The sequence below is a fragment of the Actinomadura decatromicini genome (assembly GCF_008121305.1).
GTDB classification, from domain to species: Bacteria; Actinomycetota; Actinomycetes; order Streptosporangiales; family Streptosporangiaceae; genus Spirillospora; species Spirillospora syzygii.
On the sequence record NZ_VSRQ01000001.1, the window covers coordinates 921,194 to 938,143 of the forward strand.

Annotated in this window: 18 protein-coding genes; 9 read left to right on the top strand and 9 right to left on the bottom strand. The window is 71.8% G+C overall.

Going from position 1 to position 16,950, the window contains the following annotated elements:
* Nucleotides 1–42: 42 nt before the first annotated feature.
* Nucleotides 43–972 carry an alpha/beta fold hydrolase gene (locus tag FXF68_RS03545; protein ID WP_148757437.1) on the bottom strand — a complete coding sequence of 310 codons (930 nt, stop codon included), beginning with the start codon at nucleotides 970–972 and terminating at the stop codon, nucleotides 43–45.
* Nucleotides 973–1,052: 80 nt separating this feature from the next.
* On the opposite strand from FXF68_RS03545, the gene FXF68_RS03550 reads away from it, so the two are divergent.
* Entirely contained in the window at nucleotides 1,053–1,922 is an 870-nt protein-coding gene (locus FXF68_RS03550) for a helix-turn-helix domain-containing protein (protein ID WP_148757438.1), read from the top strand.
* A 55-nt stretch (nucleotides 1,923–1,977) separates the two neighbouring features.
* On the opposite strand, the gene FXF68_RS03555 is transcribed toward FXF68_RS03550, so the two are convergent.
* Complete coding sequence (locus FXF68_RS03555) at nucleotides 1,978–2,625, bottom strand: hypothetical protein (protein ID WP_222869791.1); 648 nt, start codon at nucleotides 2,623–2,625, stop codon at nucleotides 1,978–1,980.
* A 378-nt stretch (nucleotides 2,626–3,003) separates the two neighbouring features.
* The gene (locus FXF68_RS03560; RefSeq protein WP_222869792.1) at nucleotides 3,004–4,896 is read right to left on the bottom strand and encodes an APC family permease; all 1,893 of its coding nucleotides are present in this window, start codon (nucleotides 4,894–4,896) and stop codon (nucleotides 3,004–3,006) included.
* A 302-nt stretch (nucleotides 4,897–5,198) separates the two neighbouring features.
* Here FXF68_RS03560 and FXF68_RS03565 point away from each other — a divergent pair, with 302 nt between their 5' ends.
* Nucleotides 5,199–6,107, top strand: coding sequence for a 3-oxoacyl-ACP reductase (locus FXF68_RS03565; protein ID WP_148757439.1), 909 nt, complete (start codon nucleotides 5,199–5,201; stop codon nucleotides 6,105–6,107).
* On the opposite strand, the gene FXF68_RS03570 is transcribed toward FXF68_RS03565, so the two are convergent.
* Together FXF68_RS03570 and FXF68_RS03575 are read right to left on the bottom strand one after the other, a co-directional pair.
* On the bottom strand, nucleotides 6,104–6,883 hold the full coding sequence (locus FXF68_RS03570) for an SDR family oxidoreductase (protein WP_148757440.1): 780 nt from the start codon (nucleotides 6,881–6,883) through the stop codon (nucleotides 6,104–6,106). The genes FXF68_RS03565 and FXF68_RS03570 overlap by 4 nt on opposite strands.
* Before the next feature lie 139 nt (nucleotides 6,884–7,022).
* On the bottom strand, nucleotides 7,023–7,655 hold the full coding sequence (locus tag FXF68_RS03575; RefSeq protein WP_148757441.1) for a TetR/AcrR family transcriptional regulator: 633 nt from the start codon (nucleotides 7,653–7,655) through the stop codon (nucleotides 7,023–7,025).
* A 230-nt stretch (nucleotides 7,656–7,885) separates the two neighbouring features.
* Here FXF68_RS03575 and FXF68_RS03580 point away from each other — a divergent pair, with 230 nt between their 5' ends.
* From FXF68_RS03580 to FXF68_RS03590, 3 genes are all read left to right on the top strand, one after another.
* A complete protein-coding gene (locus FXF68_RS03580; protein ID WP_148757442.1) occupies nucleotides 7,886–9,043 on the top strand; it encodes an alpha/beta hydrolase family protein in 1,158 nt (385 codons plus the stop codon).
* Nucleotides 9,044–9,688: 645 nt separating this feature from the next.
* The gene (locus tag FXF68_RS03585; RefSeq protein ID WP_246178247.1) at nucleotides 9,689–10,528 is read left to right on the top strand and encodes a helix-turn-helix domain-containing protein; all 840 of its coding nucleotides are present in this window, start codon (nucleotides 9,689–9,691) and stop codon (nucleotides 10,526–10,528) included.
* Between the two features lie 8 nt (nucleotides 10,529–10,536).
* Entirely contained in the window at nucleotides 10,537–10,746 is a 210-nt protein-coding gene (locus FXF68_RS03590) for a DUF397 domain-containing protein (protein WP_148757444.1), read from the top strand.
* A gap of 54 nt (nucleotides 10,747–10,800) precedes the next feature.
* Here the strand turns inward: FXF68_RS03590 and FXF68_RS03595 are convergent, their stop codons facing one another.
* Both FXF68_RS03595 and hsaA read right to left on the bottom strand, forming a co-directional pair.
* Nucleotides 10,801–11,283, bottom strand: a complete 483-nt coding sequence (locus tag FXF68_RS03595) for a DinB family protein (protein WP_148757445.1) — start codon at nucleotides 11,281–11,283, stop codon at nucleotides 10,801–10,803.
* An 86-nt stretch (nucleotides 11,284–11,369) separates the two neighbouring features.
* Nucleotides 11,370–12,536, bottom strand: a complete 1,167-nt coding sequence (gene hsaA, locus FXF68_RS03600) for a 3-hydroxy-9,10-secoandrosta-1,3,5(10)-triene-9,17-dione monooxygenase oxygenase subunit (RefSeq protein ID WP_148757446.1) — start codon at nucleotides 12,534–12,536, stop codon at nucleotides 11,370–11,372.
* Nucleotides 12,537–12,693: 157 nt separating this feature from the next.
* Between hsaA and FXF68_RS03605 the strand changes: the two genes are divergently transcribed.
* From FXF68_RS03605 to FXF68_RS03620, 4 genes are read left to right on the top strand one after another with little or no spacing between them, the layout of a single operon-like run.
* Nucleotides 12,694–13,851, top strand: coding sequence for a 3-ketosteroid-9-alpha-monooxygenase, oxygenase component (locus tag FXF68_RS03605; RefSeq protein WP_148757447.1), 1,158 nt, complete (start codon nucleotides 12,694–12,696; stop codon nucleotides 13,849–13,851).
* Nucleotides 13,848–14,087 carry a ferredoxin gene (locus FXF68_RS03610; protein ID WP_148757448.1) on the top strand — a complete coding sequence of 80 codons (240 nt, stop codon included), beginning with the start codon at nucleotides 13,848–13,850 and terminating at the stop codon, nucleotides 14,085–14,087. The genes FXF68_RS03605 and FXF68_RS03610 overlap by 4 nt, the downstream gene beginning before the upstream one ends.
* 4 nt (nucleotides 14,088–14,091) lie before the next feature.
* Nucleotides 14,092–14,877: an SDR family NAD(P)-dependent oxidoreductase gene (locus FXF68_RS03615; protein ID WP_148757449.1), complete on the top strand. Its 786-nt coding sequence runs from the start codon at nucleotides 14,092–14,094 to the stop codon at nucleotides 14,875–14,877.
* Nucleotides 14,878–14,935: 58 nt separating this feature from the next.
* The gene (locus FXF68_RS03620) at nucleotides 14,936–15,856 is read left to right on the top strand and encodes an NADP-dependent oxidoreductase (RefSeq protein WP_148757450.1); all 921 of its coding nucleotides are present in this window, start codon (nucleotides 14,936–14,938) and stop codon (nucleotides 15,854–15,856) included.
* Between the two features lie 67 nt (nucleotides 15,857–15,923).
* On the opposite strand, the gene FXF68_RS03625 is transcribed toward FXF68_RS03620, so the two are convergent.
* Both FXF68_RS03625 and FXF68_RS03630 read right to left on the bottom strand, forming a co-directional pair.
* Nucleotides 15,924–16,361, bottom strand: coding sequence for a carboxymuconolactone decarboxylase family protein (locus tag FXF68_RS03625; protein ID WP_246178249.1), 438 nt, complete (start codon nucleotides 16,359–16,361; stop codon nucleotides 15,924–15,926).
* A gap of 84 nt (nucleotides 16,362–16,445) precedes the next feature.
* Nucleotides 16,446–16,925, bottom strand: a complete 480-nt coding sequence (locus FXF68_RS03630; protein ID WP_246178252.1) for an RrF2 family transcriptional regulator — start codon at nucleotides 16,923–16,925, stop codon at nucleotides 16,446–16,448.
* Nucleotides 16,926–16,950: the final 25 nt, after the last annotated feature.

The window sequence follows — 16,950 nt, forward strand, 5'->3', positions numbered from 1 at the left end:
GAACCCTACGGTGAGAAGTCGCTGCAGACGCTAGCACACGGGCTAGGCGGGGTGGGACGCGGCAAATTTCAGCAGGGACGCTGCGGTGTGCGGCGGGTCCTCCAGCATGGGCGAGTGCCCGATTCCGGGCATCAGCTCGATCGTCGCGCCCGGAACGGCCCGGTAGTCGGTGGCGGACGACGCGCGCCAGCGCCGGTCGTCCTGCCCGAAGATCACCAGCAACGGCTTGCCGAGCGGTGCCAGGCGATCGGGCAGCGGACGTTCTTCCAGGTAATGCTCGGCCTCCCGCGAGGTGGCGGTGAGCGAGTGGTAGGTCGTGGCGCGGACGTCGTCCATGAGCGCCCGCGGGATCTCGTAGCCGGGACGGCTGAACGCCGTGCCCAGGCTCCGCCGAACGACCCCGTCGGTGCGGAACCGCCACAGCAGTTGCCCGACGCCGGGGACGAACAGCAGGTTTCCGACGAACCCGTCGGAGATGAAGGCGTCCAGGCGGGGGCCGGAGTCGATGAGCGCGAGCGCGGACACGAGGTCGGGGCGGCGCTCGGCGAGGGCGGTGGCGACCGAGCCGCCGGTCGAGTGGCCGACCACGGTGGCGCGCCGGACGCCGATCCGGTTCAGCGCGGCGCCGACCTGCCGCGCCTGCTCGCCGACCGCGTAGCCGTCGCCGGACGGTTTGGCCGACCTCCCGAAGCCGAGCAGGTCGATCCGGACGACGCGATGCGACTTTGCCAGCAGCGGGACGACCGCGTCCCACCAGCGGGTCGACCCGCCGAGCCCGTGGATCAGGACGAGCGCGGGGGCGTCGCGCGGGCCGTCCTGCCGGACGAAGACGCTCCCACCGGGAAGGGACAGCGCCTCGCCGGTGGCCCCGACGTCCTGCCGCGACACCGCGACCGCGTTCCCGGCGAGCAGCCCCGCCACCGTGACGAGGACGGCCGAGGCGATGACGACGCGCCTTTTCCAGGTAGTCATGGCGCCACTGTCGCCGTCTCGTCCGGCCGGTGGCTTGAACGAATGTTCCGGCGTTCCCGGCCCCGCCTAGCATGGGGCGCATGCCGCCCAAGCTGCATGAACGGGACGGCTCGGCGGTATGGGACGTCGCGCGTCCGAAACAGCCGAGCCGGATACCCGGTGTCAGCATGGCCGGATTCCGGGACCGGGGCGTGTCGGCGGCGGCCCACCGGGCGGTTCCGCATCCGTCCGTGTCGCTGGCCTTGGAGCTCGGCGCGGGCGCACTCCTCGTGGACGACCCGGCCGGACGGCGGGTGCGCGGCAGCGTCGCCGCCGGGCTCGGCTTCGGATCCGGGACGCCGTGGGTGCGGGGCGAGCGGTTCGAGGCGGTGCAGGTGCGGCTGTCTCCGCTGGTCGCGGGCGCGATCCTCGGCGTCTCCCCCGCCGAACTGTCCGGCGCGGTCGTCGGGCTCGACGAACTGTGGGGACGGGAGGCGTCCCAGATCCGCGAACGACTGGACGCGGCATCATCCTGGCCAGAGCGTTTCGCGCTGACGGACGCGTTCCTCGCGCACCGCCACGCGCGGCCGTCCCTGGACCCGGAGGTCGCCTGGGCGTGGCGGCGCATCGTCGCCGGACGCGGCCTGACCAGAGTGGACGGCCTCGCCGCCGAAGTCGGATGGAGCCGCAAGCGCCTGTGGTCGCGGTTCCGTTCGCAGATCGGACTGCCGCCGAAGCGCGCCGCGACGCTGGTCCGCTTCGACCATGCCGCACACCGCCTCGCGCAAGGCGAGGACGCGGCCCGGGTAGCGGCGGAGACCGGCTACGCCGACCAATCCCACCTACACCGCGACGTAGTCGCCTTCACCGGCACGACCCCGACGAAGGTTGCCGGTGAACTGTGGCTGGCAATAGACGAATTCGCCTGGCCCACCACCCCGAAAACGCACAAGCGCCCGAAAGACTTGTAGTGCGCTTCATTTCCGGACGTTACCCGAATCACCGGGGCAGGGGTGTTCGGATGGTTTACCAGGAGCCGTTGAAGAAGGCTTGGAGGGCGGGGGCGGAATGTCCTGCGGTGTAGGTGTTCGCCACGGTGACGACGATCAGGGCCAGCGATAGCAGCACGGTCAGCGCGCCGAATGAGGCGAGGACGCGCCTGGCCCGTCGGCCCGACCGGTCGGTCCTGGCGAATCGTCTCCACAGCGCGACGCTGAGGGCGATGAAGACGGCCAGGACGGTCGCGGCTGTCACGGCCATCGCCGCGTGGTAGCGGGCGAAATCGTCGATCAGCAGGTCGAGTGCCGGCGAGTGCCCGCCCGCGCCCGGCGAGGCGGCCAACTGCCCCCGGACTTGACCCAACGTGCTGGTGAGCGCCGGGTCGGCCTTGCCACCGGACATCAGCATCGGCATCAGTGAGGAGAGCGGCGCGACCAGGCCCTGGACGTTGGCCATAAGCGCCGCCAGCGAGAACACCGCCCCCAGCGAGACGACGACCCCGGCCGAGACGAGAGCGGCCCGCTTCCCCGCCCCGAGGGCGTCGGCCCTCACGAACGCCTTCCAGACGATGATGCCGAGCGCGATCAGCACCCCCAGCATGAGCGCGGAGATCGCACCCTTGACCAGGTGGAAACGGAACCAGTAGTCGACCACCCGATCCAGTCCCGGAGTCACATCCCGGTCGCCCGACCTCCAGTATGCGACGAACGACTCACGAACAGCATCGCGAAGGTCGGGCTCATCATCGAAGCCGCCGCCAGATCCCACACCCGCCAATATCCAAGGGACGAAAACGAACGCGACCCCTAGGGCCGCGACCAAAACGACGAGCACCGCGGGGACGAGTCCGCGACTCCGAGACAGCGCCGCACGAGCAGCCATGAGAATCCCTTCGGCCAACACACCCTGGACCTCCCAGAAGCATGTCGCCGCCAGCCCCGCCCCACATCGCCCCCCGGCGTGACTCCCTCATCGGTACCGGGTGTGACTCGTCCGGCCCCTCCGTCATCCCCCCGACGAGCAATGCGCCGACAACTCCTCCTCGTCCCGTGATCAGGTGTGGACGTGGCAGGGCATTACGCAGACGAGGGCACCGGGGACGTGTTCGCGCACGGACTCCGCCAGCAGGATCGCGCCCTGGTCGTAGAGGAACCGGTAGCGGGGGCGGGTCGAGCGGACGGTCGGGACGAGCACGAGCAGCGGCCGCTCGTCCTGCGCGGCGGTTCGCGCTATGTACTCCAGGAGCGGGCGGATCCGCGTCTCGCGGGGGCTGGGGACGATCTCCAGGCGGACGCCGGGATCCCAGCGTTCCCACTGGTCGCGGAGGGTGCGGGCGTGCGTCTCGTCCGTGGACACGATGACCGCGACCGTCTCCTCGCCAAGGCTCAGCGCGGTGCTCAGCGCCGGGCCGGTCATCGCGCCGAAACGGTGCAGCGCGACGATCACCAGGCGTCCGGCCGGAGACGGCTCCGGACGGCGTTCCGGGAGCGTGCCGAGGTGCAGTTCGCGCGCCACCCCGTCGTAGTAGTGCCGGATGCGGGTGAACAGCGCGATCAGCAGCGGCACGACGACGACCACGACCCACGCGCCCTCGGTGAACTTCGTGACCAGGAGGACGAGGGTCGCGACGGCGGTGAGGGCCGCGCCCGTGCCGTTCAGCAGCGCCTTTCCGGCCCAGCGAGGCGGACGGGCGCGGGCCCAGTGCGTCACCAGGCCGATCTGGCTGATCGTGAAGCCGGTGAACACGCCGACGGCGAACAGCGGGAGCAGACGGTTCGTCCGGGCGTCCACGGCGATGAGCAGGAGTCCGGCGGCGGCGGCAACCGCCAGGACGCCGTAGCGGTGCACGGGACGTTCGCCGCGCAGCGCGAACAGGTGCGGCAGCCTGCGGTCCTTGGCCAGGAGGCTGAGCAGGACGGGCAGCCCGCCGAAGCTCGTGTTGGCGGCGAGGGTGAGCGCGATCGCGACGATGACGCTCGCCGCCTGGTACGTCCAGCCCGAGCCGAAGGCCCCGGCGGTGAGCTGGGCGAGGATCGTCACGCCGTCCCGTGGGACGACCATGTCGCGGCGGATCAGCAGCGCCAGCCCGACGAGCATGACGCCGAGGAGCGCGCCGAGCATCAGCTCGGTGCGCTGCGCGTGCGCGACGCGGGGACGCCGGAACATCGGGACGCCGTTGGCGATCGCCTCGACGCCGGTCAGCGCGGTGCATCCGGCCGCGAACGCCTTGAGCAGCAGCATCACGCCGAGCGCCTCGTCCGCGTGCGACACGACGCCGGAGCCGACCGTCGCGGCGGGGTGGGTGCGGGCGAGCCCGACCGCGACGATGCCGAGGATCGTCACGATGAACAGGAGGGTCGGCAGCATCAGCACGCGCGCGCTGTCGGCGATCCCGTACAGGTTCACGGCGGTCAGGACGACGAGCACCGCGAGCGACGTCTCCAGCAGGTAGGGCAGCAGCGCGGGGAAGGCGGAGGCGAGGGTGGCGGCGCCCGCCGCGAGGCTGACCGCGACGGTGAGGACGTAGTCGATGACGAGCGCGGCGGCGGCGAGGACTCCGGCGCGGGGGCCGAGGTCGTCGCGGGCGACCGCGTAGGAGCCGCCGCCGTCCGGGTGGACGGCGATGACCTGCCGGTACGACACGACGAGCACGGTCAGCAGCGCGACGATGACCAGCGTGACCGGCAGCGTGAGCCGGACGCGGGACGTCCCGGCGGCGACCAGCACGAGCGCGATGGCCTCCGGCCCGTAGGCGACGGAGCTGAGCGCGTCCAGGGACAGCGCGACCAGGCCCTGCACGCTGGTCAGGTGGTGCCGGTCCCCCTCGCCGTGCCGGAGTTGCAGCCTCGGGCGGCGGCGTCCGGCGAGCGGGTGGCGCGCGGGCAGGAGGGCGCGGGACGGGTCGGTCGTCCGTGCCGTGTCCGGGCGGGGGTCAGCCTTCGGCAAGGCGGGCGTCCGTCCCGAGAGCCTGCTTCTCGTCGGTCACGCGCATTCGGTGGACATTCCAGACTTTCCGGTTGGCGGGGATGGAGCGCTCCCGCCGACTATGCGCGCGGGCGGCGCGCCGCAAACCTCGTCCGGCGAGGGGCGGACATCGGCCGCCGCAATCTTGGCCGGACCTTGGTCGACGTGCGTCCGTCCGGCGCATTCGCGGGGCGACCGCTCAGCGGGACGATCCCGGCCCCCGAACTAGAACACGTACTAGCGTCCGTCGGACGTCCATCACGCATTTCTTTCCGGAGGACCCGATGAACCTCTCGCTCGCTGGCCGCGCCGCCGTCGTCACCGGCGCGGGCGCCGGGCTCGGCCGCGCCGAGGCGCTCGCGCTCGCCGCGCGGGGCGCCGCCGTCGTCGTCAACGACACGGGCCCTGCGGCGGACGACGTCGCCGCCGAGATCGTGAAGGCGGGCGGACAGGCCGTCGCGGTGCAGGGCGACGTCGGCGACTGGACGACGGGCGACGCACTGGTGTCCGCCGCCGTCGACACGTTCGGCTCCCTGGACGTCGTCGTCAACAACGCGGGCGTGCTGCGCGACAAGATGCTGTTCAACCTGTCGGAGCGGGACTGGGACGACGTGATCCACGTCCACCTGAAGGGGCACGCGGCCGTGTCCCGCGCCGCCGCCGCGTACTGGCGCTCCGCCAGCAAGGCCGCCGGAGGCCCGGTCTACGGGCGGGTGGTCAACACCGCGTCGGAGGCGTTCCTGTTCGGGTCGGCCGGGCAGCCGAACTACTCGGCGGCGAAGGCCGGGATCGTGGCGCTGACCCTGTCCACGTCGGCGGGCCTCGCGCGGTACGGGGTGCGCGCGAACGCGATCTGCCCGCGCGCCCGGACGGCGATGACCGAGGCGTCGTTCGGCGCGGGGACGTCCCCCGGCGGGCTCGACGCGATGGCGCCCGAGCGGGTCGGGACGTTCGTGGGCTACCTCGCGTCCCCGGCCGCCGAGAAGATCAGCGGGCAGGTGTTCGTCGTCTACGGCGACATGGTCGCGCTGATGGCCGCGCCGACCGTCGAGCGGAAGTTCACCGCGGCCTCCGGGGTGTTCTCCGCGGAGGAGCTCGGCGAGCGGCTCACCCCCTATTTCGAGGGACGCGACGCGCACCGGACCTACGCCGCGTACAGCGTCGCCGCACTCGACGAAACGGGCACGGTTTAGAAGACGTCCGGGCCGCGGAGGGTCGCCTCCGCGCCGCCGTCGACGTAGACGATCTGGCCGGTCATGTGGGTGTTCGCCGGGGAGACGAGCCAGCGCAGCGCCTCGGCGATCACCTCCGGGTCGGCGTAGCCGTTCAGCGGCATCGGGACGGCGTCGTTCATCGCCTTGAGCATGCGCTCGTCCTCGAACAGCGCGGCGCTCATCGGCGTCCGGACGACGCCCGGCGCGACCGCGTTCAGCGGGATGCCGGCGCCCGCCCACCCGGGCGTGACGCAGGTGCGGCGGAGCCAGCGCGCGACCGCCGCCTTCGACGACGGATAGAGCCTGTGCCCCGCCCCGGCCTCGACGACCTTCGCGGCCGCCCGCAACGCGGCGGGCTCGTCGCCGTCCAGGCAGGCGCGGACGACGGCGTCGTCCGCGGGCTGCGTCCCGGAGATCGAGCCGACGACGGCGGCGCGCGGGCTCTCGGCGCGGGCGAGGGCGGGACGGAGGCCGTCCAGCAGCGCGACCGCGCCGAAGTAGTTGACCTTGACGGTGAGGTCGGTGAAGTGCGAGACACCGGCGCTGGCGACGACGGCGTCCAGGGCGCCGCCGCATCTTTCCAGAGTTTCCGCGACCGCCCGCGCCCGTCCTTCGGGGACGCTCAGGTCGGCGGTCACGTCGGCGTCGCGCAGATCGATGCCGATGACGCGGTCGCCCTGGTCGCGGAGGAGCGCGGCGAGCGCCCTCCCGATGCCGGACGCGCTGCCGCTGACCGCGATCGTGCGAGCCGTCATGGTCTCCCTCTCTCTCGTCCCGGCGCGCGCCGCCCTGCCCATCGCGTCCGGATCCGGCCTCGGCGGCGGACGCGACGCTCCGGGCCATGACACCGGAAAGGCGTCGGCGGGCCGTCCTGGCCGTTCTGCGGAGGCGGTGTCAAGCCCGGCGCTTCTTGGAGCGCGGCGCGTTCGAGCGGGGCGCGAGGAGCAGGCGGCACGCCAGGCGGATGTCGCTCTCCACGTCGGCCATGGAGGCGCGCCCGTTCAGGCTCGACTGGAGCACCCCGTACCAGCACTGCATGACGAGCCGGACGAGCGTGACGTCCTGCACGGTCGGGTCGTCGATGCCGACCGCCCGCAGCAGGATGTCGCGGAACGTGTTGTCGATGTGCATCGTGTCCGGGACGGTCGCGACGTGCGCCGTGTTGGAGGCGTGCAGCATCGACGCCGACAGCACCGGCTGCGCCATGAGGTACCGGCTGGCCTGCACGAGCAGGTCGGCGACCGCGTCCTCGGGGCTGGTGCCCGGCGCGGGCGCGTGGACCTGCTCGCGGAGCCGGTCGACCTGCGCGGCCATCACCCCGGTGAACAGGTGGACCTTGGACGGGAAGTACCGGTACAGCGTCCCGATCGCGACCCCGGCCTCCTTCGCCACCTCGTGCATCTGGACGCGTTCGAGCGACTTCTCCCCGCCGATCCGGGCCGCGGCGCGCAGGATCCGGCGGCGGCGGTCGTGCTGCTCGGGTGAGCTCGGCTCGGCGGACGGCCGCGCCGACGAGATCCTCGCCACGATCCCTCCCCCACGGGTTCCGGCCGGGTTGCCCGAGTGCTCGCTCAGCGGCGGCTCGGGTGCTGACAAGGAACAATATCCGGCAGTCGCGGCGATGCCCGCGATCGTCGATACCGGTCAGTGGGACGCTCCGTCCCGCCGCCGCGACCCGCGCGCCTACCGTTTCGCCCCGTGCGCGGGGGCCTGAACGCTTACCGCGCCGTCCAGGACACGAGGAGGAGACAGGACGCATGAGAGCCCTCAGAGGTCTCGCCGTCACGGCCGCCGTCTGCGCGGGGACGGCGGGCATCGCCGTCCCCGCCGCCGCCCAGGCCGCGCCCGGCAAACGCGGAAAGTTGATCAGCGTCCGGCCGCTGGCCAACGCGGCGGCGCTGCCGAGCGCTGCGGCGAACCGGGCGATCGCCTACACGTCCGAGGGCGTCGGCGGCCGGAAGATCGTCGTGACCGGCACGGTCGCGGTTCCCCGGGGCCGGGCGCCGCGCGGCGGCTGGCCGGTGCTGAGCTGGGCGCACGGCACGACCGGGACGGCCGACGCGTGCGCGCCGTCCGCCGACACCGCCACCGGCCCCGCGCACGACTACCTGTCGATCACCGAGGCGTACCTCGACCGGTGGGTGTCGCGCGGATACGCCGTCGTCCAGACCGACTACGAGGGCCTCGGCACGCCCGGCGGGCACCCGTACATGAACGGCGCGAGCGAGGCGAACACCGTCCTCGACGTCGTCCGCGCCGCCCGCCGCGTCGACCACCGCATCGGCCGCGACTGGTTCGTCGCCGGGCACAGCCAGGGCGGCCAGGCGGCGCTCTACACGGCGGCGACCAGCGCGAACGACGTCCGGCTGAGGGGCGCGGTGGCGATCGCGCCGGGCTCGAACATGAGCCAGACCGCGGTGTACGTGAAGTCCCAGCACCCGGGGGCGGAGGCGGCGCTGCCGTTCCTGTTCGTCCTGCTCAACGGGGCGAACGCGGCCGACCCGACGTTCGTCCCGGAAGCCCTCCTGACCGCCGACGCCGCGCCCCTGGCCGCCGCCGGACGGACGTCCGCCTGCCTCGCGCAACTCCGGCAGATGAGCGCGGGCCTCCCCTTGGACAAGGTCTTCCGCCCGGACGCCGACCTCACCCGCTTCGAGAGCTACTACAACTCGCAAGAGGCGCTCGGTCTCACCCTGAACGTCCCGACGCTGGTGGCGCAGGGCACCGCCGACCGCGAGGTCTCCCCCGCCGCGACGCGGAACATCGTCAACGACCTCTGCAAACGCTACGACCGCATCGCCTACCGGACGTTCGACGGCGCCGACCACCGGGGCAGCATCAACGCGTCCTTCGAGACGTCCCTACAGTTCACCGAGTCCCTCCGCCAGGACGCTCCCACGCCCACCACCTGCTGAACGCACAGGTCGACGCCCGCTCTCCCCAGCCTGCCGCTCGTACTGGCCCCAGAGGTCGAGCGACTCGATCAGGACGTCCTCGACCTGCCGCGCCGCCGCCCGGTACGCCTGGGCCCGTCCGACGCACAGTCCCCCGTCCCGCACCCGGCCCTACCGCTCGCGGTGTGCCGGACGGCATTGGTGGCGACCTCGGAGACCATCAACTCAACATCGCCAAGGTCGAAGGACCCCGCGCACCCGTCCAGGGCCCGCCGCACCCGCCCGCGCACCTCCCGCACGTCCGCCCGAACCCGCCCGCCGAACACCTCTGTCCAAACGATCACACCGCCACCCCCGCCCAGCGAACCTCCGCTGCCGGAGGCGAGCCGTTGAATAGGTTCAGCATGAGTCCGACTCCTTTCCAGTCGGGCTGAGGCCCCGGGGCGGTGCTGTCATCACCACCCCGGGGCCGCTCCATTTCCCGGGACTTCCTGCGTGCGACCGCCGTCCCATGGAACGCTCTGCAAATGATGCATTACTCAGAGTGGTAGTGCAAGGGTTGCGTTAGCATTGCTTGCATACTCAAGATCGCCCCGAGCATGCCGCAGCGTGGGCCCCGCGTCCGAAGTCGTCCCAGGGAGAGAAGCCGACATGCAAACTCCGACTGTGCGCCTGCGGCGCCTCGCGGCTGAACTGCGCCGGCTCCGCAAGGACGCCGACCTCACCCGCGAGGAGGTCGTGGAACGCACCGGCGTCAACGTGACCACGCTCTACCGCATCGAGACCGCCCGCGTCCGTCCCCAGGCCCGGACCTTGACCGCCCTCATGGACGCGTACGGGGTGCGCGACCCCAAGCGCTCCGAGTTGACGACTCTGCTGAAGGAGTCGGCGCACCGCGGCTGGCTGCACACCTTCGCCTCCGACCTGCCGGAGCGCTACGCCTCCTACATCGAGTTCGAGTCAGAGGCACGCGAGGTGCTGAACTACGAATGCCTGTTCATCCCCGGCCTCCTCCAAACCGAGCGCTACGCCCGCGCCGCCGTCTCCGGCAGTGACCCAGAGTCCACGCGCGCACGCATCGAAGGCCGGGTCGACGCGCGATTGAAGAGGCAGGAAGCCTTGACAAAAGATCAGCCGTTGAAGCTCTGGGCAATCGTGGACGAGGCCGCCATACGCCGTGTCGTCGGTGGTCGTGAGGTCATGCTGGAGCAACTAGAGCACTTGCTGGCCGCCATCGAACTTCCGAACGTGCATCTCCAGGTGATCCCATTCGATACGGGAGCGCATGCCGGTATGCACGGCTCCTTCGTCATCATGAACTTCGCCGAGGCCATCGGGCCTGACATCGTGTACATCGAGAGCCAGGCGGAAGACCTCTTCCTCGAAGAGGAAGCGGACATCGCCCGGTATAACCTCGTAAGCACGCATCTTCGCGCGGGAGCGCTCAGCCCGAGCGCATCCGCTTCGTTGATCGCCACGGCCGCGAAAGACCTGCATCGGACCTGAGGAGCAACATGATCGCCCCGCATGACCCCTGGCATGCCCGGTGGCGAAGGAGTAGTCGAAGCGGCGCCAACGGCAATTGCGTCGAAGTCGCGAGCCTCGACACCAACATCGGCATCCGAGACAGCAAGGCCCCCGAGCACGGCCACATCACCCTCACCCCGAAGGCATGGGCCACCCTCACAACCCAGATCCGAGCCGGACACCACGACCCGGCGTGATATGTGGTGACGCCCCTGGACGTGGGTGGCGTGCTAGGCGTGTAGCGGGCAGGGTTAGCGGCCGGTGGTGTTGTCGAGTTGTTCGCGGAGGATGTCGGCGTGGCCGGCGTGGCGGGCGGTTTCTTCGATCATGTGGGTCAGGGCCCAGCGGACGCTGGGGGCGGGGCGGCCGGGGCGGGGGATCGGGGCGGCCAGGTCTGTGCAGGCGTCGAGGACCTTGTTCGCTTCCTCGACTGCGTCTCGGTAGCGGGTCAGGACGTCGGACGCGGTGTCTGTTGGGGCGGCTTGGAAGGTCGCCTGCCAGTCGGTGACTTCGTCGCCTAGGAACATCGCGCGTTCTACGTGGGTGAGGTGGTTCAGCAGGCCCAGCAGGTTCGTGCCGGACGGTACTCCAGGCGTTCTGACCCCGGGTTCGGGGGCGCCGTCGACCTTCGCGGCCATCGAGGTGCGGAGGTAGTCCAGGAAATCGCGGAGGGTCTCGGTCTCGCTGTTTCCGGTCCGGGGCGGTGGCGTGTCGCGGCGGCGTGTGGGCGGCATGGTGGCTCCTTCGGTAGGGCTCGGCCAGTCTTGCCAGCCCTTCCCGAAAGAGCGCGGATGTTTGCGGTTTCGGCAACGCCGGGCGGTCAGACGAGGTTGTCTTCCACCTTCAGGCCGAAGACGCCGCGGCCGTACATCGAGAGGGCGTGTTCGACGTCGTTGGCGACGTGGACGCTGCCCGCGTGGGCGTCGCGCCAGGCGCGTTCGATGACGTTTCCTCGGTGCAGGGAATTGCCTCCGGCCGTCTTGAACAGGATGTCGATCGCCTCGATGGCGCGTTCGGTGCCGCGCACCTGGTCGCGGCGGGCGCGCAGTCGCAGTTCCATCGGGATCTTCTCGTTGCGCCGCGCGTACTCGTGGATCTCCCGGACGTTCCGGTCGGTCTGCAGGATGGCGGCGTCGATCTCGGACGCGGCGCGGGCGACGGCGACCTGGGCGAACTGGTCCTCGACGAAGCGGCCGCCGCCGAGGCTGAGCCGGATCCGGTCGCGCATCCGCGCGACGTACAGGTCGTGGCAGCCCGCCGCCATGCCGATCACGCTGGCGGTGACGGTGCCGGTGAAGATCGTCCCGAACGGCATGCGGTAGAGCGGGCCGGGGTTGACCTTGCGGCCGGGGTTGCGGAGCTGCGCCTGCTCGAAGTTGCGCATCGCGCGGTGGCCCGGGACGAACGCCCGCTCCACGACGATGTCGTCGCTGGCGGTGCCGCGCAGGCCCATCGAGTCCCAGACCTCGCGGATCTCGTAGTCCGTCGCGGGGACGAGCACCGTCATGAAGTCGACCGGGCGGCCCTCCGCGCCCACGACCAGCGCGCCGAGCAGCGCCCACGACGTGAACTCGCAGCCGGACGAGAACGACCACCGGCCGGTCAGCTCGAACCCGCCGTCGACAGGGGTGAGGCGTCCGATCGGGGCGTAGGACGAGGCGACGAGCGTGTCCGGGCCCGCCGCCCACACCTCGCTCTGGGCCTCGTCCGGGAACAGGCCGAGGTGCCAGGAGTGGACGCCGAGCACCGCCGCGACCCAGCCCGTGGAGCCGCAGGCGCCCGAGATCGCGCGGATGACCTCGTAGAACGCGACGGGGTCGTCCTCGGCGCCGCCGTGCCGGGTCGGCTGGAGCATGCGGAACACCCCGGCCGCGGTGAGGTCGCGGACGGTCTCGGCGGGGATGCGCCCCTTCTCGTCCACGGACCGGGCCCGCTCGGCGATGCCGGGCAGCAGGCCGCGCACCGCGTCCAAGACCTCATTGCTCATCCCTGCTCCGTCCCTTTCTTCCCTCTGTCCGGCAGGACACCATGGCGACATTACGGCGCGGGCGCGGGCGTCCCGGCCACCGGGACTCACCGGACCGCACAGGCGGCCGCGACCTAACGTTCGACTGGACGACCCATCGCCGAAGGGATGATCCAACGTGACCGCAACCGAGCCGGACGCCGTCCGCGCCATCGAGGCGGAGGCCGTCTCCTCCCGGTTCGCCCGGGGATGGCACTGTCTCGGGCTGGCCGAGAAGTACCGGGACGGGAAGCCCCACACGGTCAACGCCTTCGGTCAGAAGCTCGTCGTGTTCACCGGCGCGGACGGCGAGACCAACGTCCTGGACGGATACTGCCGCCACATGGGCGGCGACCTCTCGCAGGGCACCGTCAAGGGGAACGAGATCGCGTGCCCGTTCCACGACTGGCGGTGGGGCGGCGACGGGCGGTGCAAGAAGATCCCGTACTCGCGGCGCGTCCCGCTGCGGGCGCGGACGGCGGCGTGGCCCACGATGGTCCAGGACGGGCTCCTGTTCGTCTGGAACGACCCCGAGGGCAACAAGCCGCCGGACGACGTGACGATCCCGGTCATCGAGGGCGCCACCCGTGACGACTGGACGGACTGGCGCTGGACGGAGACGACCGTCCACACCAACGCGCGCGAGGTCATCGACAACGTCGTGGACATGGCGCACTTCTTCTACATCCACAAGTCGTTCCCGACGTACTTCAAGAACATTTTCGAGGGGCACGTCGCGACGCAGATCATGCGGGGCCGGTCCAGGGACGACGCGCGCGAGCAGCGGGACGGCGGAGGCGGCGGCGGGCCGCGGATGCTCGGGAACAGCTCCGTCGCGTCCTACCACGGCCCCTCCTTCATGATCGACGAGCTGACGTACCACTACGAGGGCTACGACCTGCGCTCCGTACTGATCAACTGCCACTATCCGATCGACCAGGACTCCTTCTCCCTGCACTCGGGGATCATCGTCCAGCACAGCGACGCGCTCCCGCCCGAGGCGGCGGAGGCGACGGCGCGGAAGCTGTCCGACTTCATCCTGACCGGGTTCGAGCAGGACATCGAGATCTGGCGGAACAAGACACGCATCGACAACCCGCTGTTGTGCGAGGAGGACGGCCCGGTCTACCAGCTCCGCCGCTGGTACCGGCAGTTCTTCGTGGACGTCGCGGACGTCACGCCGGAGATGACCGACCGGTTCGAGTTCGAGATCGACACGACCCGTCCGGTCGAGTCGTGGCAGCGGGAGGTCGAGGAGAACCTCGCGCGCCGCGAGGCGCAGGGGGCCTCGGCGTGACCGTCCGGCAGGACGACCGGCTGCTGGACGGGCCGCTGCTGCCCGTCCGGTGCCGCCGTTGCGACGCCGAGGTGCTCGTCCGCAAGGCGAGCTGGGAGCAGACGAGCATCCAGTGGAACGCGGCGGCGCGGGCGGCGTGCACGGGCCTGAAGGGTGACCCGCACGCGACGTGCCCGGCGCTGCGCTCGGCGATCCAGGAGGCGGCGCTGACCGGCGCCATAGCGGTGATGGAGTGAGCGCGTGATCGACCGGTACGGGCCGTGGGCCGTCGTCGCGGGCGGCTCGGAGGGCGTCGGCGCGGCGTTCGCGCACCGGCTGGCCGACGCGGGGTTGAACCTCGTGCTGATCGCCCGGAAGCCGGGGCCGCTGGCGGAGACGGCGGACGCCGTCCGGGCGAAGGGCGTCGAGGTCAGGACGCTGGAACTCGACCTCGTCTCCCCCGACGCGCTGGCGAAGGTCCGTGAGGTCACCGACGGCCTGGACGTCGGCCTGCTCGTCTTCAACGCGGGCGCGAACAGCTACCGGCACGAGTTCGTCACCGGCGACCTGGACGGCTTCCAGGGCGTCATCGATCTCAACATCACGGCGCAGCTCGTGCTGACGCACCATTTCGGCGCGCCGATGAAGGAGCGCGGGCGCGGCGGGATCCTCTTGGTCGGGTCCCTCGCCGGGTACATGGGGCAGGCGCGGATCAGCGTCTACTCGGCGGTGAAGGCGTTCGGGCGGATCTTCGCCGAGGGGCTGTGGCTGGAGATGCGCGAGCACGGGGTGGACGTCCTGGAGCTGGTGCTCGGCGTGACCCGCACCCCGGCGATGGAGCGCGCCGGGCTCGACATGGACATCCCCGGCCTGCTCGTCGCCGATCCCGACGACGTCGCCCGCGAGGGCCTCGACCATCTGGCGGACGGCCCGGTCTGGGTCGCGGGCGGCAACTACGCGACCGCGCGGAGGCGGGCGGGGTTCCCGCGCGCCGAGCTGGTCGCGGACGCGCACGCCCTGATGCGGCGGATGCTGCCGGGAAGTTGACCTCAGGTTTGGTTGAGGTCATAGCGTCCCCTTCCAGACGACGAGGGAGGGGGCGACCATGCGGGTCGCGGGATTCGAGGAGCCGGGCGGACCGGACGTGCTGAAAGTGCTGGACGTCCCGGCGCCCGAGGCGGGGCCGGGCGAGGTGCGGGTCCGGGTGGTGACGGCCGGTGTGCAGCCGTACGACCTGGCCGTCCGGGAGGGCTGGACGCCGCCGGGGACGCCGCAGGGGTTCCCGCGCGTCCCCGGCAACGAGTTCGCGGGCGTCGTCGACCAGGTCGGCGCGGGCGTCGCCGGCGTGCGGATCGGGGACGAGGTGGTCGGCAACTGCCGCCTCCACGCGTACGCGGAGTACGTCGCGGTCCCGGCGGCGGCGGTGACGGCCCGGCCGGAGGGCATGCCGTGGGAGGTCGCGGGCGGCTTCCCGGCGGCCGTGATGACCCCGCACATCGCGCTTGAGGCGATGGGCGTCGGCGAGGGCGACACGCTGCTCGTGCACGCGGCGGCGGGCGCGGTCGGGACGGTCGCCGTCCAGCTCGCCCGGATCGCGGGCGCGACCGTGGTCGGCACCGCGAGCGAGGGCAACCACGACTACCTGCGCTCGATCGGCGCGATCCCGGTCGCCTACGGGGACGGGCTGGAGGAGCGCGTCCGCGCCGCCGCGCCCGGCGGGGTCGACGCCGCGCTCGACGGCGCCGGAGGCCACGCCCTCGACGTGTCGCTGAACCTCGTCAAGGACAGGGACCGCATCATCACGCTGGTCGACCACGCGCGCGCGGCGTCGCTCGGCGTCCGGACCACGCCGGACAGGCGGGCGGCGTCCCGCGTCGCCGAGGCGGGCCGCTTCTACGCCGAGGGTCGGCTGCGCGTCCACGTGCGCGGCGTGTTCCCGCTGGACCGCGCGGCGGACGCGCACCGCGAGGTCGCGACCGGCCACGGCCGCGGCAAGGTCGTCCTGACCGTCGGCGCCGCCGGGTAGCGCCGCGCGACGGAGCGGCTCGCCCGAACACCTGCCGCGGGCGGGCCGCTTGCCATCGGCGTTCCCTTCAGTGGGACGCGGCGGGGTTGCGCAGCGTGACGTTGATCCGGTTCCAGGCGTTGATCGCGGCGATCGCCATGACGAGCGCGGCGAGGTCGGCCTCGGCGTAGTGGTCGGCGGCGGCGTTCCAGACGTCGTCCGGCACTCCGGCGGGGTCGTCGGCGATCCGCGTGGCGGCCTCGGCGAGGGCCAGCGCGGCCCGCTCCTCGTCGGTGTAGAAGGGCGCCTCGCGCCAGGCCGCCACCGACCAGATCCGCTCGTCGGTCTCCCCCGCCTTCTTGGCGTCCCCGGCGTGCATGTTCACGCAGAACGCGCAGCCGTTGATCTGGCTGACGCGCAGCCTGACCAGGTCGAGCGTGCTCCGCGGGACGCCGCCGGCGTTGATGTACCCCTCCAGCGCGAGCATCGCCTTGTAGCCCTCGGCGGCCGGCTTCCGGATGCTCATCCGTGCCTGCATGCTGCTTCCTTCCCTAGATCTTGCTATGGAATATCCAGAATTCGTGGACGCGGACGCCCGGGCGCGTCGCGGTCAGGTGCGCAGGGCGGCGAACCAGGCGCGGGTCTCGGCGGGCGTGGACGGACGCCGCCGCTCGACGGTCTCCCGCAGGTCCGCGAGGGTCTGCGCGGCCAGCTCCCGGCGCCAGGCGAGCTCCGCCCGCCGCATGGACTGCGAGACGAGGCACCGCCTGCGGTAGTCGACCCCTTCGTGCTCGCCGGGGCCGCGCCGGAGGACCTCTTCGCAGCGGAACGCCTCCTCCGGGCCCTCGATGGCGGCCACCACGTCCATGAGCGTGATGTCCTCGGGGCGGCGCGCGAGCCGGAACCCGCCGCGCGGGCCGGGGGTGGACGCGAGGATCCCCGCGCGGGCCAGTGCCTGCAACTGCTTGTTCAGGTAGGCCGCGGGCAGCTCGTAGAACGCCGCCAGCCTGGCCGCCGGAACCGCCTCACCCGGCTCCACCCAGGTCAGGTTGAGGCAGCTGTGGATCGCCCACTCGACTCCCTCGCTCATCCGCATAATCTGGATATTAGACATC

Bases quoted from the DNA above. Each gene is read 5' to 3' on its own strand.
- FXF68_RS03550 (WP_148757438.1), top strand. From the start codon at position 1,053: ATGCCGCCCAAGCTGCATGAACGGGACGGCTCGGCGGTATGGGACGTC.
- FXF68_RS03570 (WP_148757440.1), bottom strand. From the start codon at position 6,883: ATGACGGCTCGCACGATCGCGGTCAGCGGCAGCGCGTCCGGCATCGGG.
- FXF68_RS03630 (WP_246178252.1), bottom strand. From the start codon at position 16,925: ATGAGCGAGGGAGTCGAGTGGGCGATCCACAGCTGCCTCAACCTGACC.
- hsaA (WP_148757446.1), bottom strand. From the start codon at position 12,536: ATGAGCAATGAGGTCTTGGACGCGGTGCGCGGCCTGCTGCCCGGCATC.
- FXF68_RS03625 (WP_246178249.1), bottom strand. From the start codon at position 16,361: ATGAGCATCCGGAAGCCGGCCGCCGAGGGCTACAAGGCGATGCTCGCG.
- FXF68_RS03545 (WP_148757437.1), bottom strand. From the start codon at position 972: ATGACTACCTGGAAAAGGCGCGTCGTCATCGCCTCGGCCGTCCTCGTC.
- FXF68_RS03565 (WP_148757439.1), top strand. From the start codon at position 5,199: ATGAACCTCTCGCTCGCTGGCCGCGCCGCCGTCGTCACCGGCGCGGGC.
- FXF68_RS03595 (WP_148757445.1), bottom strand. From the start codon at position 11,283: ATGCCGCCCACACGCCGCCGCGACACGCCACCGCCCCGGACCGGAAAC.
- FXF68_RS03620 (WP_148757450.1), top strand. From the start codon at position 14,936: ATGCGGGTCGCGGGATTCGAGGAGCCGGGCGGACCGGACGTGCTGAAA.
- FXF68_RS03580 (WP_148757442.1), top strand. From the start codon at position 7,886: ATGAGAGCCCTCAGAGGTCTCGCCGTCACGGCCGCCGTCTGCGCGGGG.
- FXF68_RS03590 (WP_148757444.1), top strand. From the start codon at position 10,537: ATGATCGCCCCGCATGACCCCTGGCATGCCCGGTGGCGAAGGAGTAGT.